Origin of the sequence: Tsukamurella sp. M9C, assembly GCF_020169415.1 — a bacterium.
In the GTDB taxonomy this organism is placed as follows: domain Bacteria; phylum Actinomycetota; class Actinomycetes; order Mycobacteriales; family Mycobacteriaceae; genus Tsukamurella.
Genome location: NZ_JAIULG010000002.1, coordinates 161,515 through 180,856 on the forward strand (window position 1 = coordinate 161,515; position 19,342 = coordinate 180,856).

Annotated in this window: 16 protein-coding genes; 6 read left to right on the forward strand and 10 right to left on the reverse strand. The window is 72.5% G+C overall.

Features of this window, described 5'->3' with window-relative positions; all coding sequences use genetic code 11:
• The first annotated feature begins 37 nt into the window (after positions 1-37).
• The 5 genes from trpB to LB823_RS02095 all read left to right on the forward strand — a co-directional run bounded on the left by trpB (position 38) and on the right by LB823_RS02095 (position 5,974).
• Complete coding sequence (gene trpB / locus LB823_RS02075; RefSeq protein WP_224645102.1) at positions 38-1,372, forward strand: tryptophan synthase subunit beta; 1,335 nt, start codon at positions 38-40, stop codon at positions 1,370-1,372.
• Positions 1,369-2,148 carry a tryptophan synthase subunit alpha gene (gene trpA, locus LB823_RS02080; RefSeq protein WP_224645103.1) on the forward strand — a complete coding sequence of 260 codons (780 nt, stop codon included), beginning with the start codon at positions 1,369-1,371 and terminating at the stop codon, positions 2,146-2,148. Before trpB ends, trpA begins: the two co-directional genes overlap by 4 nt.
• Positions 2,149-2,272: 124 nt before the next feature.
• Positions 2,273-3,313, forward strand: coding sequence for a diguanylate cyclase (locus tag LB823_RS02085; RefSeq protein WP_224645104.1), 1,041 nt, complete (start codon positions 2,273-2,275; stop codon positions 3,311-3,313).
• Positions 3,314-3,967: 654 nt separating this feature from the next.
• Complete coding sequence (locus LB823_RS02090) at positions 3,968-4,273, forward strand: diguanylate cyclase domain-containing protein (RefSeq protein ID WP_224645105.1); 306 nt, start codon at positions 3,968-3,970, stop codon at positions 4,271-4,273.
• 72 nt (positions 4,274-4,345) lie between these two features.
• Positions 4,346-5,974, forward strand: coding sequence for an ABC-F family ATP-binding cassette domain-containing protein (locus LB823_RS02095; protein ID WP_224645106.1), 1,629 nt, complete (start codon positions 4,346-4,348; stop codon positions 5,972-5,974).
• A 34-nt stretch (positions 5,975-6,008) separates the two neighbouring features.
• Here LB823_RS02095 and LB823_RS02100 read toward each other — a convergent pair whose 3' ends face one another.
• The 8 genes from LB823_RS02100 to LB823_RS02135 all read right to left on the reverse strand — a co-directional run bounded on the left by LB823_RS02100 (position 6,009) and on the right by LB823_RS02135 (position 14,048).
• A complete protein-coding gene (locus tag LB823_RS02100; protein WP_224645107.1) occupies positions 6,009-6,803 on the reverse strand; it encodes an SDR family NAD(P)-dependent oxidoreductase in 795 nt (264 codons plus the stop codon).
• Between the two features lie 25 nt (positions 6,804-6,828).
• Positions 6,829-7,425 (reverse strand): class F sortase, encoded by a 597-nt coding sequence (locus tag LB823_RS02105; protein ID WP_224645108.1) that lies wholly within the window; start codon positions 7,423-7,425, stop codon positions 6,829-6,831.
• Positions 7,425-8,579: a prealbumin-like fold domain-containing protein gene (locus LB823_RS02110; RefSeq protein ID WP_224645109.1), complete on the reverse strand. Its 1,155-nt coding sequence runs from the start codon at positions 8,577-8,579 to the stop codon at positions 7,425-7,427. The genes LB823_RS02105 and LB823_RS02110 overlap by 1 nt, the downstream gene beginning before the upstream one ends.
• A gap of 85 nt (positions 8,580-8,664) precedes the next feature.
• Positions 8,665-9,903: a glycosyltransferase gene (locus tag LB823_RS02115; RefSeq protein WP_224645110.1), complete on the reverse strand. Its 1,239-nt coding sequence runs from the start codon at positions 9,901-9,903 to the stop codon at positions 8,665-8,667.
• Between the two features lie 22 nt (positions 9,904-9,925).
• A complete protein-coding gene (locus LB823_RS02120) occupies positions 9,926-10,537 on the reverse strand; it encodes a TetR/AcrR family transcriptional regulator (protein WP_224645111.1) in 612 nt (203 codons plus the stop codon).
• 32 nt (positions 10,538-10,569) lie between these two features.
• The gene (locus tag LB823_RS02125; RefSeq protein ID WP_224645112.1) at positions 10,570-11,346 is read right to left on the reverse strand and encodes a PIG-L deacetylase family protein; all 777 of its coding nucleotides are present in this window, start codon (positions 11,344-11,346) and stop codon (positions 10,570-10,572) included.
• 75 nt (positions 11,347-11,421) lie between these two features.
• A complete protein-coding gene (locus tag LB823_RS02130) occupies positions 11,422-13,077 on the reverse strand; it encodes an AMP-binding protein (protein WP_224645113.1) in 1,656 nt (551 codons plus the stop codon).
• A gap of 5 nt (positions 13,078-13,082) precedes the next feature.
• Positions 13,083-14,048 (reverse strand): cyclase family protein, encoded by a 966-nt coding sequence (locus LB823_RS02135; protein WP_224645114.1) that lies wholly within the window; start codon positions 14,046-14,048, stop codon positions 13,083-13,085.
• Between the two features lie 149 nt (positions 14,049-14,197).
• Here LB823_RS02135 and LB823_RS02140 point away from each other — a divergent pair, with 149 nt between their 5' ends.
• Positions 14,198-15,151, forward strand: coding sequence for an AraC family transcriptional regulator (locus LB823_RS02140; protein WP_224645115.1), 954 nt, complete (start codon positions 14,198-14,200; stop codon positions 15,149-15,151).
• 42 nt (positions 15,152-15,193) lie between these two features.
• Here LB823_RS02140 and LB823_RS02145 read toward each other — a convergent pair whose 3' ends face one another.
• Together LB823_RS02145 and LB823_RS02150 are read right to left on the reverse strand one after the other, a co-directional pair.
• The gene (locus LB823_RS02145) at positions 15,194-18,556 is read right to left on the reverse strand and encodes an ATP-binding protein (protein ID WP_224645116.1); all 3,363 of its coding nucleotides are present in this window, start codon (positions 18,554-18,556) and stop codon (positions 15,194-15,196) included.
• Complete coding sequence (locus tag LB823_RS02150; protein WP_224645117.1) at positions 18,553-19,341, reverse strand: DUF4194 domain-containing protein; 789 nt, start codon at positions 19,339-19,341, stop codon at positions 18,553-18,555. Before LB823_RS02150 ends, LB823_RS02145 begins: the two co-directional genes overlap by 4 nt.
• Position 19,342: the final 1 nt, after the last annotated feature.

Genomic DNA, 19,342 nt, shown 5'->3' on the forward strand with positions numbered 1-19,342 from the left:
GTGATTCCACTTTGACGGAGTAGGGATAATCGTTCCTGTGAGCCTTCCTGAAGCCAGTACCGGACTGTCCGAACGATCGGCCTTCGAGCCGGACGGGACCGGTCATTGGGGTGCGTGGGGCGGTCGGCACGTGCCCGAGGCGCTCATGGCGGTGATCGAGGAGGTCGCGGCCGAGTTCGAGAAGGTCCGGAGCGATCGGGAGTTCCTCAGTGAGCTCGACCGGCTGCAGCGGCAGTACACGGGTCGGCCGTCGCCGCTGTACCCCTGCGTGCGCCTGAACGAGTACGCCGGCGGCGCGCAGATCTATCTCAAGCGCGAGGACCTCAACCACACCGGCAGCCACAAGATCAACAACGTCCTGGGGCAGGTCCTCCTCGCCAAGCGGATGGGCAAGCCGCGGGTCATCGCGGAGACCGGCGCCGGACAGCACGGGGTCGCGACCGCCACCGCGTGCGCCCTGCTCGGCATCGAGTGCGTCGTCTACATGGGCAAGGTCGACACCGACCGCCAGGCGCTCAACGTCGCGCGGATGCGGCTCCTCGGCGCCGAGGTCGTCGCGGTCGCCTCGGGTTCGGCGTCGCTCAAGGACGCCATCAACGAGGCCCTGCGCGACTGGGTCAGCAACGCCGACACCACCTACTACTGCTTCGGCACCGCCGCGGGGCCGCACCCGTTCCCGTTGATGGTGCGCGACCTGCAGCGGATCGTCGGCATGGAGGCGCGCGAGCAGATCCTCGAGGCCGAGGGCCGCCTGCCGGACGCGGTCTTCGCGTGCGTCGGCGGCGGCTCCAACGCGATCGGCATCTTCCACCCCTTCATCGCGGACGAGAGCGTGCGCCTGATCGGTTGTGAGGCCGCGGGCGACGGTGTCGAGACCGGACGGCACGCCGCGACCTTCACCGGCGGCAGCCCCGGCGCCTTCCAGGGCTCGTACTCGTACCTGCTCCAGGACGAGGACGGCCAGACCATCGAATCGCACTCGATCTCGGCCGGATTGGACTACCCGGGCGTCGGGCCCGAGCACGCGCAGCTCAAGCAGGACGGCCGCGCCGAGTACATCCCGATCACCGATGCGGAGGCGATGGAGGCGTTCGCCCTGCTGTGCCGCACCGAGGGCATCATCCCGGCGATCGAGTCCGCGCACGCCGTGGCCGGCGCGCTCGAGCTGGGCCGGGCGATGGGGCCGGACGCCCTGATCGTGGTCAACCTGTCCGGCCGCGGGGACAAGGACGTCGACACCGCGGGGAAGTGGTTCGGCCTCCTCGACGACCACGGGGACGTGGTCGGGCAGAAGGTCGTCGGCGAGGACTTGAACACCGAGCTGCGGGACGCGCAAGCGCGCGCGGCGACGAACACGGGGGAGAGCAAGTGAGCGCACTGGCACCGGTCTTCGAGCAGTGCCGCGCGGAGAACCGCGCCGCGTTGGTGACCTACCTGCCCTGCGGGTACCCGACCAAGCAGGGCGGGCTCGACACCGTCGTCGCCATGGTCGAGGCCGGCGCGGACATCGTGGAGCTGGGCATCGCCTACAGCGACCCGGTCATGGACGGCCCCGTCATCCAGCGCGCGGCGGACGACGCCCTCCGGGGCGGCATCCGCGTGCGCGACGTCTTCGCCTACGCGGAGGCCGTCGCCGCCGCGGGCGCTGCGCCCGTGGTGATGACCTACTGGAACCCCGTGCTCAAGTACGGCGTCGAGGCCTTCGCGCGGGACCTCGCGGCCGCCGGCGGCAAGGGCCTGATCACCCCGAACCTCATCCCCGACGAGGCCGACGAGTGGATCGCCGCGGCCGATCGGTACGGCCTGGACAAGATCTTCCTCGCGGCACCGTCGTCGACGCCGGAGCGGCTCGCGATGACGGCGAAGGCCTCGTCGGGCTTCCTCTACGCGGCGTCGACGATGGGCGTCACCGGCGCGCGCGATGCCGTCGACAACGTCGCGCCGGAGCTCGTCGCGCGTATCCGTGAGGTCTCCGACATCCCCGTCGGCGTAGGGCTCGGCGTGCGCTCGCGCGCGCAGGCGGCGGAGATCGCCGCCTACGCCGACGCGGTGATCGTCGGCTCCGCTCTGGTCAGCGCCGCCGGTCGATCGATCGACGCCGTCCGCTCGCTGACCGCCGAGCTCGCCGCCGGTGTCCGCCGCGCCTGACCGACCGGCGCCCGCCGGGCGCGGGCCCCACCGGACGTCCTGGCGGCGACTACTGCGGCGCGGCGGGCGAATTCTGCTCGACGGCCGTGCCTGGCGCAGCGCCGGGCAACAGGAATACACGTACATGACGACCGCGATCCGGTACCTCCACGGAGAGCGCACCCTGCGGATCGCCGTCGCCCTGCTCGCGATGATGATGCTCCCGTTGGCCCTGGTGATGCAGTTCAACCCGATGGGCCCGCAGGGAGTCCCGGCGCGGGTGGTGCATCTGAGCGTCGCGGTGATCGGCTTCCTCCTCGGGGTGCGATGGCTCGTGGGGCGATGGCCGTCGGCCCGGGAGGCCATGTGGTTCCTGTTCCTCTCCGACCTGTTCATCGGCATCGCCGTCGCCGTCCTGTCCGACCCCACCGCACGGATCTGCGGCACGATCCATCTCGCGATGGTGGGGCTGTTCGCGGCTTTCTTCCTCGGCTGGCGGATCCTGCTGCTGCACTGCGTGTACGCTCTGTTGCTGATAGCCGGACTGACCGGGCACGCGATCCTCACCGAGGGGCGGACCCTCGTGGACCTGTACGTCTACACCACGCCGGCGATCACCACCGTGGTCGGCCTCCCCGTGGTGATCCAGGTGGTCGTCGAGCTCGGCCGGCACGGCGCCGCCAATATCACCCAGGAGTGGAACGTCGACAGCCTGACCGGTGCGTACAGCCGGCGCGGCATGAATCTCGCGATCCGCAGGACCGCGCGCCGGGCGACGGACGACGGGGTTGTGTTGGTCGGTGCGCTGGACCTCGACGGGTTCAAGCAGTTCAACGACACCCGCGGCCACGGGGCCGGCGATCAGCTGCTGCGCGACGTCGTCGACCGGCTCAAGACGGTGCCGCGCGTGCTCGTCGGTCGTTTCGGCGGCGACGAGTTCGGGATCGTCGCGTTCCGGGGCGGTTCCGAGGACGCGGCGCGCACCCTCGGCGAGCTCAGGGCGCTCCTCCGTCCGCGCGATGCTACGGACGACGGCAGGATCCCCGGCAGCCTCGGCATCGTGATCGCGCCCGGTAGCGACCGGTCGCGCGTCGACGATCTCGCGCTCGACGCCGACGCGGCGCTGTACGAGGCCAAACGTTCGGCGACGTCCGCGGTCGTCGTGCGTGACCTGGCCCAGCGCTGAGCGAGAGGCCGGGCATCCGAGTCCGTGCCGCCACCAGTACAGGCACCCCGGTAATGACCGGAACTAAGCGTTGACCGCTGATGCGCGGCGATCTGCGGGCCCGTGGTGGAGAGCGGTCGATTTACCGCACCCCGCCGCCGGGAATCCGGCGTGGCGCGCGACTCGAGTGGAAGCCCTCGATTAGCGCGCAGCGGTTCCTGCGCGCGGTGCGGCGCCGGCTCACCGAGCGCGATCGCTGGCGGGACGCCGGGCGCGAGCACTTCGCGATGGCGCAGTACTGGCTGCGACTGCATGGCGGCGGGCTCGCGCTGAGGGTCGCGGTGGGCGGTCTCGCGCTGATGATGGTGCCGCTGTGCATCGGGATCCTGTTCTCCGAGGGCCGGCCCACGACGCCCATCGCCATGGTGGTCTTCGTCGCCGCCTCCAGCGGCAGCGCCGTGCTGGGGGCCTGGTGGCTGCGACTGCGGAATCCGAGGGCGCCGGACGCCATCCGGTTCGTGGCGACCGCGGATCTGTGCCTGTTCGTCGGCTGTATGGCCCAGTCCGGCATCGCGCGGATCAGCGGCACCATCCACCTCGGCACGGCCACCTGTCCGGCGATCAACTCCTCGTCGACACGGGCAAGGCGCTGCACGACGGGCTCCCGAGACGATCGTGTCCCGGATGGGCGGCGACGAATTCGTCGTGGTGGCGCTGCGATCGTCGCGCGCCGCCGCCGACATCGTGGTGGCAGGCATGCGCGTCCTGGTCGTCGGAGACGGAACCAGGGAGTGGCCCGTCGCCGGCAGCGCCGGCGCCGTGGTGCTCCCGCAGCTGAGGCCCGGCGGGCTCGCGGCCGCCGTCGCCGAGGCGGACCGGGCGCTCTACGAGGCGAAGGCCGATCGATCCCGACGCATCGTGGTCCTCGAGCGCGAGAGCGACGCCGCCCCCGGAGAGGCACCGGGCGATTCCGCGCCATGACGCGGTGATCGGCGTCACCACCAGGGAAACGAAGGTGAGAACCGGACCTCCGGACCGGTAGGCTGGACCGTTGTGATCACCGCGACCGACCTCGAAGTGCGCGCCGGCGTCCGCACCCTGCTGACCGCGCCGGGCGACCAGTTGCGCGTGCAGGCGGGCGACCGGATCGGCCTCGTCGGCCGCAACGGCGCCGGCAAGACCACGACGATGCGCATCCTCGCCGGCGAGGGCGAGCCCTACGCCGGGAAGATCATCTCCTCGGGCGACGTGGGATACCTGCCCCAGGATCCGCGCGAGGGCGACCTGAACGTGCTCGCCAAGGACCGCGTCCTCTCGGCCCGCGGCCTCGACCAGATCGTCGCGCAGATGGCCAAGCAGCAGGTGCGCATGGGCGAGCTGGTCGGCGACGAGCTGGACACCGCGGTCCGCAAGTACGGCAACCTCGAGGAGCGCTTCTCCTCGCTCGGCGGCTACGCCGCGGAGTCCGAGGCCGCCCGGATCTGCAACAGCCTCGCGCTGCCCGAGCGGGTGCTCGAGCAGCCGCTGCGCACCCTCTCCGGCGGTCAGCGCCGCCGCGTCGAGCTGGCGCGCATCCTGTTCGCCGCGTCGGACGGCTCCGGCGGCAAGTCCGACACCACGCTGCTGCTGGACGAGCCGACCAACCACCTCGACGCCGACTCCATCGGCTGGCTGCGCAGCTTCCTGCAGAACCACGACGGCGGCCTCATCGTGATCAGCCACGACGTGGACCTGCTGTCCGACGTCGTCAACCGCGTCTGGTTCCTCGACGCAGTGCGCGGCGAGGCCGACGTCTACAACATGGGCTGGAAGAAGTACATCGACGCCCGCGCCACCGACGAGCAGCGCCGGCGCCGCGAGCGCGCCAACGCCGAGAAGAAGGCGGGCGCCCTGCGCGTCCAGGCCGCGAAGATGGGCGCCAAGGCGACCAAGGCCGTCGCCGCGCAGAACATGCTGCGCCGCGCCGAGCGCATGATGAGCGAGCTCGACGACGTGCGCGTCGAGGACAAGACGGCGCGGATCAAGTTCCCCGCGCCGGCGCCCTGCAGCAAGACGCCGCTGATGGTCAAGAACCTCACCAAGACCTACGGCTCGCTGGAGATCTTCACCGGCGTCGACTTCGCGATCGACAAGGGCTCGCGCGTCGTCGTCCTCGGGCTCAACGGCGCGGGCAAGACGACCCTGCTCAAGCTGCTCGCTGGCGTCGAAACGCCGGACACGGGCGGGCTCGAGCCCGGCCGCGGCCTCAAGATCGGCTACTTCGCGCAGGAGCACGACACCCTCGACGACGAGGCGTCCGTCTGGGACAACATCCGGCACGCATCGCCGGACGCGGGGGAGCAGGACCTGCGCAGCCTGCTCGGCGCGTTCATGTTCACCGGCCCGCAGCTCGAGCAGCCCGCGGGCACGCTGTCCGGCGGCGAGAAGACCCGCCTCGCCCTTGCCGGGCTGGTCTCCTCGGCCGCGAACGTGCTGCTGCTCGACGAGCCGACCAACAACCTGGACCCCGTCAGCCGCGACCAGGTGCTCGAGGCGCTGCGCTCATACGAGGGCGCCGTCGTCCTGGTCACGCACGACCCGGGCGCCGCCGAGGCGCTCAACCCGGAGCGCGTGATCCTGCTGCCCGACGGCACCGAGGACCACTGGAACGCCGAGTACCAGGAGCTCATCGAGCTCGCCTGACCTCGGTGCCCGACGGCGCCGTTGTGGACGCCCGTCAGGGGAGGATCGAGTCGACGTAGCCGCCGTCCACGCGGACGGCGCCGCCGGTGGTCGCCGAGGCGAGCGGCGAGCTGAGGTAGACCACCATGTTGGCGATCTCCTCGGGCTCGATGAGGCGCTGGATCAGCGACTGCGGGCGGTGCAGGCGCATGAACTCGCGCTGCGCCTCCTCCCACGGCAGGTCGCGGCTCACGAGCTGGTAGACGAAGTCCTCCACGCCGCCGGTGTGCGTCGGTCCGGCGATGACCGAGTTCACGGTGACCCCGGTGCCCGCGGCCGCTTTGGCGAAGCCGCGGGACGCGCCGAGCAGCGCGGTCTTCGAGACGCCGTAGTGGATCATCTCGGCGGGGATGACGATCGCCGAGTCACTGGCGATGTTGAGCACGCGGCCCCAGCCGCGGTCGATCATGCCGGGCAACAGCAGCCGGGTCAGACGCACTGCGGCGAGCACGTTGACGTCGAAGTAGCGGCGCCACTCGTCGTCGGTGACCTCGAGCGGGTCCTCGGCGCCGAACACCCCCAGGTTGTTGACCAGCACGTCGACCACGCCGAGTTCGGAGACCGCGTGCCCCGCCTCGACCTCGACGGTGACGTCGGCGACGACGGGCACGAGCTCGGCGCCCGGCACCTCCTCCCGGATCGCGGCGATGGCACCGTCGACCCGGCCCTCGGACCGGCCGTTGATCCCGACCCGCGCTCCCGCCCGCGCCAGGCCCACGGCGATGGCGAGGCCGATGCCCTGGGTGGATCCGGTCACGAGGGCGGTCCGCCCGCTCAGGTCGATACGCATGCTTTCGACACTAGCCGCGGGACGGTCAGGCGCGCTCCGCGTAGACGAGGTCGTTGTTCTCGTAGCCCATCGGCGGGCCGATGAACTTCCCGCCGCAGGTGACGAGGATCAGCGTCTCCGGGCCGTCGAGCCGGTTGAGATCGTCGGTCGGGAGGACGCCCTTGTGCACGGACGCGGTCCGGGTGACCCGGTAGGCGACCTGTGCGCCGTCCTTGCCGGTCAGCGTGACGGAGTCGCCCCGAGCGAGTCCGGAGAAGCGCTTCGCGTAGCCCGCGCCCTGCCGGGCGTCGTCGACGTGCCCGGTGACGACGACCGAGCCGGCGCCCGATCCCGGCAGCGCGGAGTCGACCCACCAGCCGAGCCGGTTCACGTCCGTCGGCGGATACAGGGCGCCCTGGGAATCGGTGGCGACGGCATCGATCGGGGCCTGCGCCCCGTCGACGGTGACGGCGACCGGTGTGGTCGGCTCCGCCGCCGTCGCGCTCACCGGGGGCCGCAGGTCGCTCTGCGCGCTCGGGTTCGACGACGGTGCCGCCGCCGTCCCCTCGACGGTGCTCCCGCAGCCCGCGAGGGCGAGCACCGCCGCGGCGGCGACGAGGAGCGAGGACGTGCGGCGCGGCATCAGAGCGTCCGTCCGGACGGGATCGACGCGATCGGGACGCGGACGCCGGGGTTACGGACCACCGGGCCGGCGCCGATCCTCGAGTTCGTCACGCGGACGAGGAACTGCGGCGTCAGGCGCACGTCGAATGCGACGGCCGCGGCGTCGCGGACGTAGCCCGCGGGGGCGGCGGTCTCGATGGCGCGGTAGCAGCCCGACGGCAGTGAGAAGGCGGCGACGCCGTTCTCGCCGGTGGTAACGGCGCGGACGGCCTCATCGGAGCCGCAGCGGGCGATGACGAAGGACGCGCCCGCGAGCGGGGCACCGGTGACGCGGTCGGTCTTGACCAGGGTCCCGTTGGTCTCGACCTCGCCGGGCGGGATCGTGACGCCGCAGCGGAAGCGGAAGGCCAGCCGATTGACACCGTTGCCCTCGACGCGCGAGTAGGCGTGCGGGCCGAGCAGCACGCAGGAGGACGGCCACGCGGTGGGCACCACGCTGACGCAGTCGCGGGGGAAGGCGCCCCCGCCGTTACCGGCGCTGTCGGTGCGCGCGCCGCCCAGCGGCCGCCAGGAGTCGCACTCGGCGACCGCGTACTCCGAGGCGACGCCCCGGCCGTCCTGGTCGCGGGCGGCGACCGTGAAGCGGACGGTGCGGTTCGGCGGCGGCGTGGTCGACGTCGGCGGGACGATGCCGCCGCGCTCGAGGCTGAAGATGAAGTCGACGCGTCCCGAGGTCGACGTCCTCGTCTGCACCGACGGTGAGACGAGGTGCCAGTTGGTCGGCACGTTCTCCATCGTGGCGCGGACACAGGGCCCGGTCACCGTCGTCGCCCCGCCGTGCGACAGCGTCGCCGCGGGGCCGCCGGAGCAGCCCTGGACGCGGACCGTCGCGCCGGGGACGCCGATGCCCTGCGTCTTCGCGTCGATGATCTGCACGGCGCCCACGGTGAGCCGCCCGGGTGGTCCCTGCGGCGGCGTCGTGGTGGTCGGCGCCGGCGTGGTCGGGAGCGTGATGGTCGGCGACGGGGTGGTCGCCGGGGTGGTGACCGGTGCCGGGGCCGGCGTCGTCGGTTCGGCGCTCGCGACGGCGGGCATCAGCCCCAGCATCGGGATGAGCACAGCTGGTAGCGCCAGCGCGCCTCGGATCCGGTTCCTCCGGGTCGTGTTCCGCATCGCGTCCTCCTCGTGGTGATTCCCCCTGCGGCGATGTCCGCCGACATGAGGGAATCGCACGGCGACGCGGATTCCGTTAGCCGTGTTACGCGATCGTTATGGCCCGCTCCACGGCCACGAGCACCGCCGACGCCCCGTCCTCCGCAGCGATCGCCCTGCTCAGGGCGCCCGCGGCGGCGCGATACCGAGGGTCGTCCACGGCGGCACGTATCGCGTCGGCGAGGGGGGAAACCGTGACCTTCGTCCGAGGGATCGGGGCGGTCGCCGCGCCGAGCGCATGGATGCGGTTCGCCCAGAAGAACTGGTCCGCGCCGGGCGAGGGGAGCGGCACCGTCGGGACGCCGGCGCGGAGGGCGGACGCGGTGGTGCCCGCGCCGCAGGAATGCACGACGGCCGCGAGGCGAGGGAACAGCCACGAGTACGGGGCGGCACCGATGTTCAGGACGTCGGCGCGGTCCGGGACGCGCAGCCCGGCGCCGCCCGCCTGAACGATCCCGCGCACGCCCGCGCGGGCGAGCGCCTCGTCGAGGACCGCGGAGAGACGGTCGCGCTCGGCGGTGTCGACCATGAGCGAGCCGAGGCCGACGAGGACGGGCGGCGGACCGTCGGCGAGGAAGGCTTCGAGATCGCCCGACGGTGCCCATCCGTCCGGCTCGGGGGACCACCAGTACCCGGTGACGTCGATGCCGGGGCGCCAGTCGGCGGGCCGGGGCAGGACGGCGGGTGACCAGCCGCCGAGGATGGGCTGCTGCGCCGCCGCGCGGTCCCGCCGGAGCCAGCGGGCGGAGCGCCGCGGGAGCTCGAGATCGCGGCGCAGGTCGGCGATCACGCCGTTGTACAGAGTGTCGACGGTGCGCTCGGCGGCCCGGCCCGCCGCGAGATTGAGCGCACCGCCCATCGACCGGGCGGCCATCAGGCTGGGCGGGAACGCGCGCGTGGCGGAGATCGGCTGCAGCCGCAGCGGAATCCCCGGGGCGCCCCGTGCCTCCGCGAGCGCCTGGCCCGCGGGTTCGGCGAAGGGCGTCATGAGCACGACGTCCGCGGGGACGTCGTCGACCGCGTCGAGGATGTTCCGGCTGAGCTGCCGGATCCCCGCGGGCTTGACCAGCGCCATGGCGTCCCCCAGGGAGGGCTCGCCGGACGGTTCGCCGAGGTCGAGGTCGATCGCGCGGGCATCGAGGCCGAGGGCTGCGGTCTCGTCGGCGAGCTCGGTGTTGGTGGTGATGGTGACCGTGTGGCCGGCGCGCTGCAGGCGCAGTCCGAGCCCGGCGAGGGGCGTCGTGTCGCCGCGCGAGCCGTACGTGGCGATCAGTAGGTGGGCCATGGTGTGCCTCGATTCGATGGGGTCAGGGTGCGCACGCGCGGAGGAAGGCGTCGACGAGGTCGTCGGCGTAGCCGTCCAGATCGAAGTAGGGGTCCACGATCCGGCTGAACATGGCGTTGCCGATCGCCCCGCGGACGGCGGAGGCGATGGACGCGGGGTTGATCGGACGGAACTCGCCGGTGTCCACGCCCTGCCGGAGGATGGCCTCGAGCTCGACGCGCCCGCGGGCGTCGTCGTGCTCGGTATCGACGGGCAGGTCCCACAGGCGGATGCCGCCCTTGCCTCGGAAGCCGTTGCCGATCTCGGTGATCGCGACCTGGTGCGCGGGGTGGGTCGCGAGGTAGCCGAGGTGCGCGCGGATGTGGGCCTCGAGCTTGCCGCCGGCCGTCGGGGCTGCGTCGACCGCCGGGACCATGACCTCGAACAGGGTGCGGTAGCATTCGGAGACGACCGCCGCGATGAGGGAGTCCTTGTCGCCGAAGTGGTAGAGCACCACGCTCATCGCGACGCCGGTGCGGTCGGCGATCTTGCGGACGGAGGCCTGCGCGTAGCCGAGCTCGGCGATGGCGTCGATGGCGCAGGCGGTGATCTGGGCGCGCCGGGCCTGCTCGGTGAAGGTCTCGGTAGATCGCATGATCTAACTATAGATCACTTGATCTAGCTATGTCAGAGGAGCCGGTCCGCCGGCGACGTAGCTCCCGACGGTTCCACGTAGTACTCGGTGCCGACCAGCGGTGCGAGCACCCACGCGGGCAGGTGGAGCACCAGCCGCAGGATCCGCGCGACGGTCCCCGACTTCGCGATCTCCGACCGGTGGGCGGCGAGCGCGCGCTGCTTGGCGGCGACGTGCCGGCGCACGTCGACGCGGTGCGTGATCTGCGCCGCCGGCGTGAACCAGGTGCGCGCCTGCTCGAGGTGGCCGGGTCGCAGGAACCGGAGGCGGACGGCGATCGCCAGGACGCGCAGGATCGACTCCCGCGGCGCGGTCGCCTCGGCGAGCCGGATGCCGGTGAGTTCCGCTGCGCGGCGGGCGATGTGGTGCACGGCGAGGTGGTCGCGGTGCCGGTATCCGCCGGCCTCGTCGGAGCCGAGCAGCAGGTCGGCGGATACCTCGTGCAGGATCGCCGCGAGCCGCTCCGCCGGTTCGTCGACGCCGGCGCGCGCGAGCCTCACCCGGCCCGGAGGATCCGGGTACAGCTCGCCGCCGTGGCCGCTGTCCGCGTAGCCGAGCCACCGCACCTCGTGGACGCCCAGTTCCGCGGCGGCGGCGGACAACTCGTCGAGCCGTCGTCGGGGGTCGGGCTCGTCGTCGCCGCGCATCATCCCGTCGGTGGCGACCACGATCACCACCCGGTGTCCCTCCGCCGCGAACCGCGCGAGGGTTCCGCCCGCGAGCAGCGTCTCGTCGTCCGGGTGGGCGTTGAGCGCGACGACCGAGGCCATGCGCTCTGTATAGCAGTTCCGGGGCCGCCGGGCCCGCCGCCGGTCCGCCACCGCCGGGTGGCGGACCGTGCGCGGTCAGGCGTCGCGGAGTTCGCGGCGCAGGATCTTCCCGGTCACCGTCTTCGGCAGCTCCGCGACGATCCGAACGTCGCGGGGGTACTTGTACGCGGCCATCCGCTCGCGGCAGTGCGCGATGAGCTCCTCCGGCGCGGCCTCGGCGCCCGGCAGGAGGCTGACGAAGGCCCGCACGGTTTCGCCCCGGACCTCGTCGGGGACGCCGACGACGGCGGCCTCGCGGACAGCGGGGTGCTCGGCGAGCACGTCCTCGACCTCGCGCGGCCACACCTTGTACCCGGAGGCGTTGATCATGTCCTTCTTGCGGTCCACGATGAACACCCAGCCGCGCTCGTCCATGAAGCCCACGTCGCCGCTGTGCAGCGCGCCGCCGGGGAGCCCGGCCGCGGTCTCCTCGGGTTTGTTCCAGTACCCCGCGACCACCTGCGGCCCCTCGGCGACGATCTCGCCGATCTCCCCGAGCGGGAGGTCGGCACCGTCGTCCCCGACGATCCGCACCGCCGTCGACGGGGCCGGCAACCCGACGGACAGCGCGCCCGAGTTCGGGTCGACGGGGATCTCCACGCCGAACGGCGAGACCGTCATCGGGCTCGTCGTCTCGGTGAGGCCGTAGGCGTTGTGCAGCGGCCGGCCCGTGGCCTCGGCGAAGCGCCGCGCGGCCGTCGGGGAGATCGGCGCGCCGCCCGAGTACACCGACGCGAGCGAGGCGAACGCGTCCCGGTCGTAGTCGGGATGGTTGAGCAGCGCGTTGAACGCCGTGACCGCGCCGATCGTGCAGGTGGGGCGGTGCTCGCGCATCGTCTCCAGCATCACCGCGGGGTCGAAGCGGTACGCCAGGATCATCGGCATCGGGGCGAGCATGCTCAGCGCGATGTGCCCGATGAGGCCCGTGATGTGGAACAGGGGAGCGATCGCCAGCACCGCCGCGTCGGGGCCGGGCGCGAACGTCGCCGCGTCCCGGTAGACGGTGGCGGTGAAGACCACGTTGCGGTGGGTATTGATCGCGCCCTTCGGCTTCCCGGTGGTCCCCGAGGTGTAGGTGAGGAAGGCGGTGTCGCCGGGCCCGGGGGAGACGGGCGGTGGCACCTCGCCGCGGTGCTCCTCGACGAACTCCAGCAGGTCCTTCGCGCCCTCCGGCGTCGCCCGGCGGGGTCCGGGGAACAGCCGGGGATCGGCGCGGGTCTGCAGGTCGAGGCCGCTGGTGGTGAGCACCGTGCGGACCGCGGTGCCCGGCACCACGTCGCGCGCGACGTCCTCGTACAGGTCGTCGAGCGCGAGGAGCGCGGTCGCGCCGGAGTCGAGGAGCAGGTTCTCGAGCTCGCGGGCGCGGCTCATCGGGTTGATCGACACGGTGCACCCGCCGGCCTTCCAGGCCGCGACCATCCCGATCACGAACTGGGGCACGTTCTGCAGGTAGAGCGCGAGCCGGTCGCCGGGCGCGAAGCCCTCCGCGAGCAGTCCGGCCGCCAGCGCGTCCGTCAGCGCGTCGAGCTCCCGACGGGTGATGGTCCCGTCGAAGTAGCGGATCGCCGCCTGGTCGGGATGGCTCGCGACGCCCGCTCGGAACATGTCGAGCGCGCTGTCGAAGGCGATGTCCACCTCCGCGGGCAGCGACTCGTACCGGCCCACCCAGGGGCGCTGCGCGGATCCCGTCACGGTGCTCACTTCACCACGACCGGGTTGACGGGCGCGCCGCTGCCCTGCGCGATCTTCAGTGGGGCGGCGGTGTACATGAACTCGTAGACGCCGTCGGCGGCGCAGTCCGCGGCCAGGGCCTCGAGGTCGGTGATCTCCGTGAAGACCACGCCGAGGTTGCGCATCAGCGCGCAGTGCAGGGTGAGCGCGACGCCGTTATTCTGGTCGGTCGTCACCTCGTTGGCGATGGTGTCGGTCACCAGGTTGGGGATCTCGTTGTCGGCGAACCACTGCACCAGTTCTGGGCTGTACTGCAGGCCGGGCTCGCAGAAGCCCTCGTAGAAGGCGTCGCCGAGCTCGAAGAAGAGCTGCAGGTAGTTGGTGCGGATGAGCAGCACGTCGCGCGGCCGCAGCTGCACGCCCTGCGCGGCGGCGCACGCCTCGAGGTCGGTGTGGTCGAAGGTCTCCGCGGTGTCGAGGTGCTCCTTGCCCCGGAAGCGCGCCATGTCGAGCAGCACGCCGCGGCCCACCACGCCGCGCTGCGCGATCGGCTCCACGCTCGCCACGTCCATGCCGCCGACCGTCGTGCGGGCGTCGTAGCCGTTCCACAGCTTGCCGTCGTACCAGACGTGGCCGAGCGCGTCGTACTGCGTGGAGCCCTGCAGGAAGGCGTCGATCTTGTCGTCGGCGTAGTGCAGGCCGCCGGGGAACTGCGGCGCCTCCGCGCCGTCCCACGTCGCCTCGTCCATGATCTGCGTGCGCACCGCGGGGCTGCGGCCGGGCCAGACGGGATCGCCCTTCGGATCGCCGATCAGCCGCTGCAGCGTGAAGACCTTGCCGGTGCGGACCAGCGTCGCGGCGGCGACCGCCTGCTCCGGGCCGAGGTAGTTGAGCGAGCCCACCTCGTCGTCGGGGCCCCACTTGCCCCAGTTCGACGGTGCCTGGGCGAGCAGGTCGCCGAGGGCGGGCGCGGTCACGGTCTGTTCGGTCATCGGTCCTCCTGGTTCGACGGTGCGCCGGGTTCGCCCGGCGGTGACGCGTGTCACAATCGAAGGTAGGAAGCGCGCGGCGGCGGGACGTTCGCCCGCGCGCACGGTTCTTGCGCGCAGGCGCACGCGCCGCGGGAGGGGAGGAGCAGGGCGTGCCGTACACGATCGACGGCCTGGTCACCGGGTCCGAGCGGCGCCTCACCGGTTCCCGCGCGCACGGAGCGTGGCGGGATTGGTGCAGCGGCGTCCACGGCGAGTTCGACATCTCCTTCGACGGCGACGGCTACCGCGGCGACGTGCTGCGCCAGCGCACCGAGGAGTACCAACTGGTCTCCTGGACCAGCCAGCGCGAGCACGTGCGCCGCGACGCCCGCGGCATCCGCAACGACCCGCGCGGCCATTACGAGCTGTTCATGCCCCTGAAGGGCGCGCTGCACGTGGGCGGCGACGTCACCGAGAGCGCGCTGATGCCGGGCGAGATGGTGCTCGTCTCGATCGATTCGCCGTTCGTGCTCGCGCACGAGGACGACGCCTCCGCGCTGGCCCTGCTCATCCCCGAGCACCGGGTCTCGCGGACGCTCGGCTCGGTCGCCAAGGAGGGCGTGCGGCTGCGCGGCGGCCGCGGGCTGGGCCGGGTCACCCGGGACCTCGCGGCGGCGCTCATCGACGAGCGGGAGCAGCTCACGGCGGCGGAGTTCGACGCCGCCTGCGACCGCGCCGTGGACCTGTTCTGCCTCGCCGCCAGCGGGGAGGCCGACGGTGCCGGCGCCGCCGACGACGACGTCCGGGCCGCGGTGCTCCGGCACGTGCGCGCCCACGCCACCGAGCCGGACCTGAGCCTGGCGGGCGTCGCGGCTGCCGTCGGCTGGTCGGCGCGGCACATCCAGGCGGTGCTCTCCCGCACCGGCGAGACCTTCTCCGACGCCGTGCGCGGCGAGCGGCTCGATCTGGCCCGGGACCGGCTCACCGATCCGCGGTGGGCCGCTCGCGGGATCGCGTTCATCGCCGACTCGGTGGGTTACGGCTCGGCGAGCGCGTTCAGCACCGCCTTCAGCCGGCGGTTCGGGCGCTCGCCGCGGGCGCACCGAGCCGGCGCCGCCGACTGACGCACGCGACCCGCGCAGCCGCGCCGGGGGGCGGCGGACCGGTCAGCGCGACGGGGCGAGCTCGCCGAACGTCGCGTACCGGGCGTCCGAGCGGGCACCGTCGGGCGTGACCTGCTTGTCCACCAGGATCACCTGCCCGATGAAGGGCTCGACGATGCCGACCATGCGGATCGGGGCGGCGATGAGGAGCTGGAAGCCGAACTGCTCGAACGCCCGCAGCGACTGCGCCGAGAAGCGCTCGTCCGACTTGCTGAAGGCCTCGTCGAGCATGAGCGGCGCGAACGCGGGCTCGTTCGATCCGTCGATGCCGTGGCTGCCCAGGGCGAAGCTCAGGGCCGCCGCGAGGCAGAACGCGACCAGCTTCTCCTGCTCGCCGCCGGAGTTGGTGGCGGTGTTGCGGTAGGTGACCACCGCGGGGGCGTCCGGCTCGGCCCCGACGGCGTTCTCCTTGCCGTAGAAGGAGTAGCCGGTGCGCACGTCGAGGACGTTCTCCGTCCAGCGGCGCGACTCGGGGTCGTCGCCCGTCAGGCGCAACACCAGGCCGCGGATGCGCTTGAACTGCGCCGCCATCGCGGCCGGCTCGGCGCGCTTCGCGGCGGGGGCGTCGCGCACCATCTCGTCGACCAGCTTGGCGAACTCCGTCGCCTCCGGCGTCGGGCGGGCGGCGTAGGCGATCTGCAGGTAGGTGCCCTCGTTGAACTCCACCCGGCGCAGGCCCGCGTTGACGTCGGCGATGCCGCGGGTGATGGCCCGGTGGGTGTCGTCGACCTCCTTGAACAGGTTCGACACCGAGTGGCTGACGTCGGTGGTGATGAGCCGGCGGAACTTCTCCGTGGCGGCGGCGAGCCCGTGCGCGACGAGGTTCTCGTGCACCGCGACGAAGTCGGGAGCGGAGGCGGCATCGGCGGACAGCTCCGTCGAGGCGTCGGGCCACTCGCGCAGGAACTGCTCGGCGGTGCGGACGATCCGCGCCTCGGCGGCGTCCCGCTCCGCCGTCGCGGCGGCCTGCTGGCGCTCCAGCTCCGCGCGGAGGTCGGCGCGGACCTCGCCGAAGGAGTCGAGCGTGAGCCGCCGGGGCTTCGCCTCGTCGGCGGTGAGCAGGTGCCACAGGGCGGTCGCGAGGAAGTCCTCGTCTTCGCTCGTCAGCTTCGGGGCGCTCTCGGCGTCGATCTTCTCGAACTCGGCGAGCAGATCGTCGAACTCGGTGCCGGCGCGGTTCATCGTCTCGGTGAGGGCGCCGATGCGGGTCTGCGCCTCGGCCAGCTCGCCGTAGGCGTTGTCGGCCTGCAGCTCCAGCTCCCCGAGGTCCGCGTTGCCGGAGCGGGCGTCGGAGATCCGGTCGGCCAGCTCCTCGGCCTCGGCCTTCGCCGCCCAGTGGTCGAGCTCGGCCCACGACGTGTAGCCCAGCACGCCGGCGGCGCTGTCGGTGACGGCCTTGTGCTCGGCGAGGTCGTCGCGCAGTGTCGCCGACGCCTCGGCGGCCTTGGCGTGCACGGCGGCCAGCTCGTCGCGGCGGCGCTGCAGTGCCTCGCGCTTGCTGCCGGTGTTGGTGCCCAGCACCCACTGCGAGCGGTCGGCGACGGCGCGGCGGTCGTCCTTGCGGAACCGGCCGCCCGCGTTCTTCACCAGGCCCTCGGCGGTGACGGCCTGCTCGTGGCGCTCCAGTTCGGCGGGGGAGTCCACGCAGGTGTGCCGCGCGGCGCGCGCGACCGCGCCGGACAGCCATCGTCCGGCCTCGGTCGACGTGTCCACCGTCAGCTTGGCGGCCAGGGAGCCGGGATCCGGGCGGGTGGGGTCGGCACCGTCGACCACCTGGTACGTGAGCACGCCCTGGACGCGGTTGGCGTTGACGTAGTCGGCGACGGCGCGCTGGTGCTCGGCGGGGACCAACAGCGTCGTGGCCAGCGGGCGCAGCACGCGCTCGGCGGCGCCCGCCCAGGTCGCCTGCTCCGCGGGCCTTACGTCGATCAGCTCCGCCGCGTACGGAAGTTCCTCCGCGGGAACGCCGGTGGCGCGGGCGATCACGTCGCGCTGGTCCAGCAGCGCGGGCGGCAGCAGCGAGGCGCGGCGGTCGAGCACGGACAGCTCGTCGTCCACGGACTCGACGGCGCGGCGCGCGTCGGACTCGTCCGTGTACGCGGAGTGCACGCGCCCCGCGAGGGCCTCGGCGGCCTCGGTCGCGCGGTCGCGGATGCCGGGGACCTGCTCACGCAGCGCGGCGAACTCCTCCGCCGACTCGGGCGCGCGCTCGCCGAGCTTCTCCACCGCGGCGGCGAAGCGTTCGTAGGCGCGCTGGCGGGCCTGGGTCTGCAGCTCACGCGACTGGAGCTCGGCCTCGAGCACGCCGACCTCGCCCTGCTCCTGCCGGAGCCGGTGCAGCAGGTCGTTGTAGCGGATCTTGCGCTCCTCGGCGCGGTCCTCCCAGCGGGCGATCTGCGCGTCGGTGCCGGCCCGCTCGCCCTCGATCCGGTCCATCTGCTCCTGCAGCAGCCGCAGCTTGTGCCCGCGCAGGTAGGACCGCACGGGTGCGCCGAGCAGGTCGGCCGCGCGGGTCGTCCCGACGGTGGCGGAGCGGTACTTCTCGTACGCCTCCGGCATCGGCCGCAGCACCTTCTCCTGCGCCTCGGCGCGCGCGGCGGCCCGGTAGGCCTCGTCGAGCTGGGTGAAGTTCTCCACCAGGCGCTCGGCGCGGGCGTAGGTCTGCGGCCGGTCGAGCATGTACGTCCGGATGAAGGCGTCGAGGTCGCCGACGTTCTTCATGGCCTTGGCCTTACCGAGCAGCGCGAGCGCGGCCGAGGAGGTGCCGATGCCGACGCGGCGGCGCAGCGCGTCCTGATAGGCGGCCTGGGTGTCGAAGGACTCGACGCCGCTGTGCCGGGAGCGCCAGCCGCGGGTGTCGAAGCCGGCGGTCGCCCACTCCTGCAGGTCGAGCAGATCGAAGGCGCCCGAATGCAACTGGTACCAGGACTTGAGCGAGGCGCCGTCGGTGCCGCTGCCCGGGAACCACTTCACGGCGACGGCCGTGGTCACGTTGCCGGCGCCGTTGTCGTAGGTCGCGGCGACGGCAGACCAGGTGGCCGAATCGCCGCGCAGGTACTGGACCTTGGACTGCTGGTGCTCGTCGTCGTTGACCGACCATGCGCCGCGCACGTAGTCCGCCATGGAGCGGGCGGCGCGCTTGGCGCCCTTCGCCGTCATGTCCGCGGAGGCGTTGAAGGACTGGTCGTAGGTGGGCAGCAGCACCACCGAATGCGCGTCCATCAGCGAGCTCTTGCCCGAGCCCGACGGGCCGGTGAGGATCACGCCCCGCTCGTCGATCGGGAAGTCCTTGTAGCCGTCGAAGGTGCCCCAGTTCACCACCTGCAGGCGGGTGAGGCGGTACTGGCCGAGATGCTTGCGGGTCACTGCTGCTCCTCGGTCTCGTTCTCCGGCCGGCTCTCCGGTTCGACGGTGCCGTCCTCGCCGTCGTCGACGGGGGCCGCCGCCTCGCCCAGGTCCTGATCGGTGCTGGCGAGGTCGCGGTACGCGGCGGTGTAGAGGTCCACCTGCTCGGGGGTGAGCAGGGACGCGATCACCGAGTGCACGGCCCACCGGTCGCTGGTGCCGACGCGGCGGATCAGGCGGCGGGTCTCCAGCTGGTTGATCGCGGCGTCGGCCTTCTTCACGAAGCCGGCCTCGTCGGTGTCGCGCGCGGGTCGGAAGGTCAGCAGGTGGTCGATCATCTCCTGCCGCTCCACGACCGCCGTCTCGTCCGGGCTGGACAGGTGCTTGAGCCGCAGGAACAGCGCCAGCACCGAGGCGGCGAGCGAGAGGCTCTGCGCGCGCAGCAGATTCCGCTGCCGCGGGTCGTTCTCGCTGACCTGGCGCGTGAAGGCGTGCTTGGTCTCGCGGTTGATCTCCAGCAGGAGGTTCAGCTCGGAGAGCCTGCTGCGCAGCAGCGTCTCCTCGGCCTCGATCACGGCCCAGTTCTTCGACCGCGACGAGACGTGCGGCGCCGCGATCAGCTCCTGCAGCGCGTAACAGACCGAGTTCGGCAGCGCGGAGGTGTCGCCATCGAAGCGGGGCGCGGTGTCGGCGCCGCGCAGCGACTTGATCGCCTCGTCGTCGGCGATGCTGAAGTCGGCCAGGTCGATCTCGGGGAGCACGTCGTCCGCGATGTCCAGTGCGGCGTCGAGCGATTCGTCGGTCATG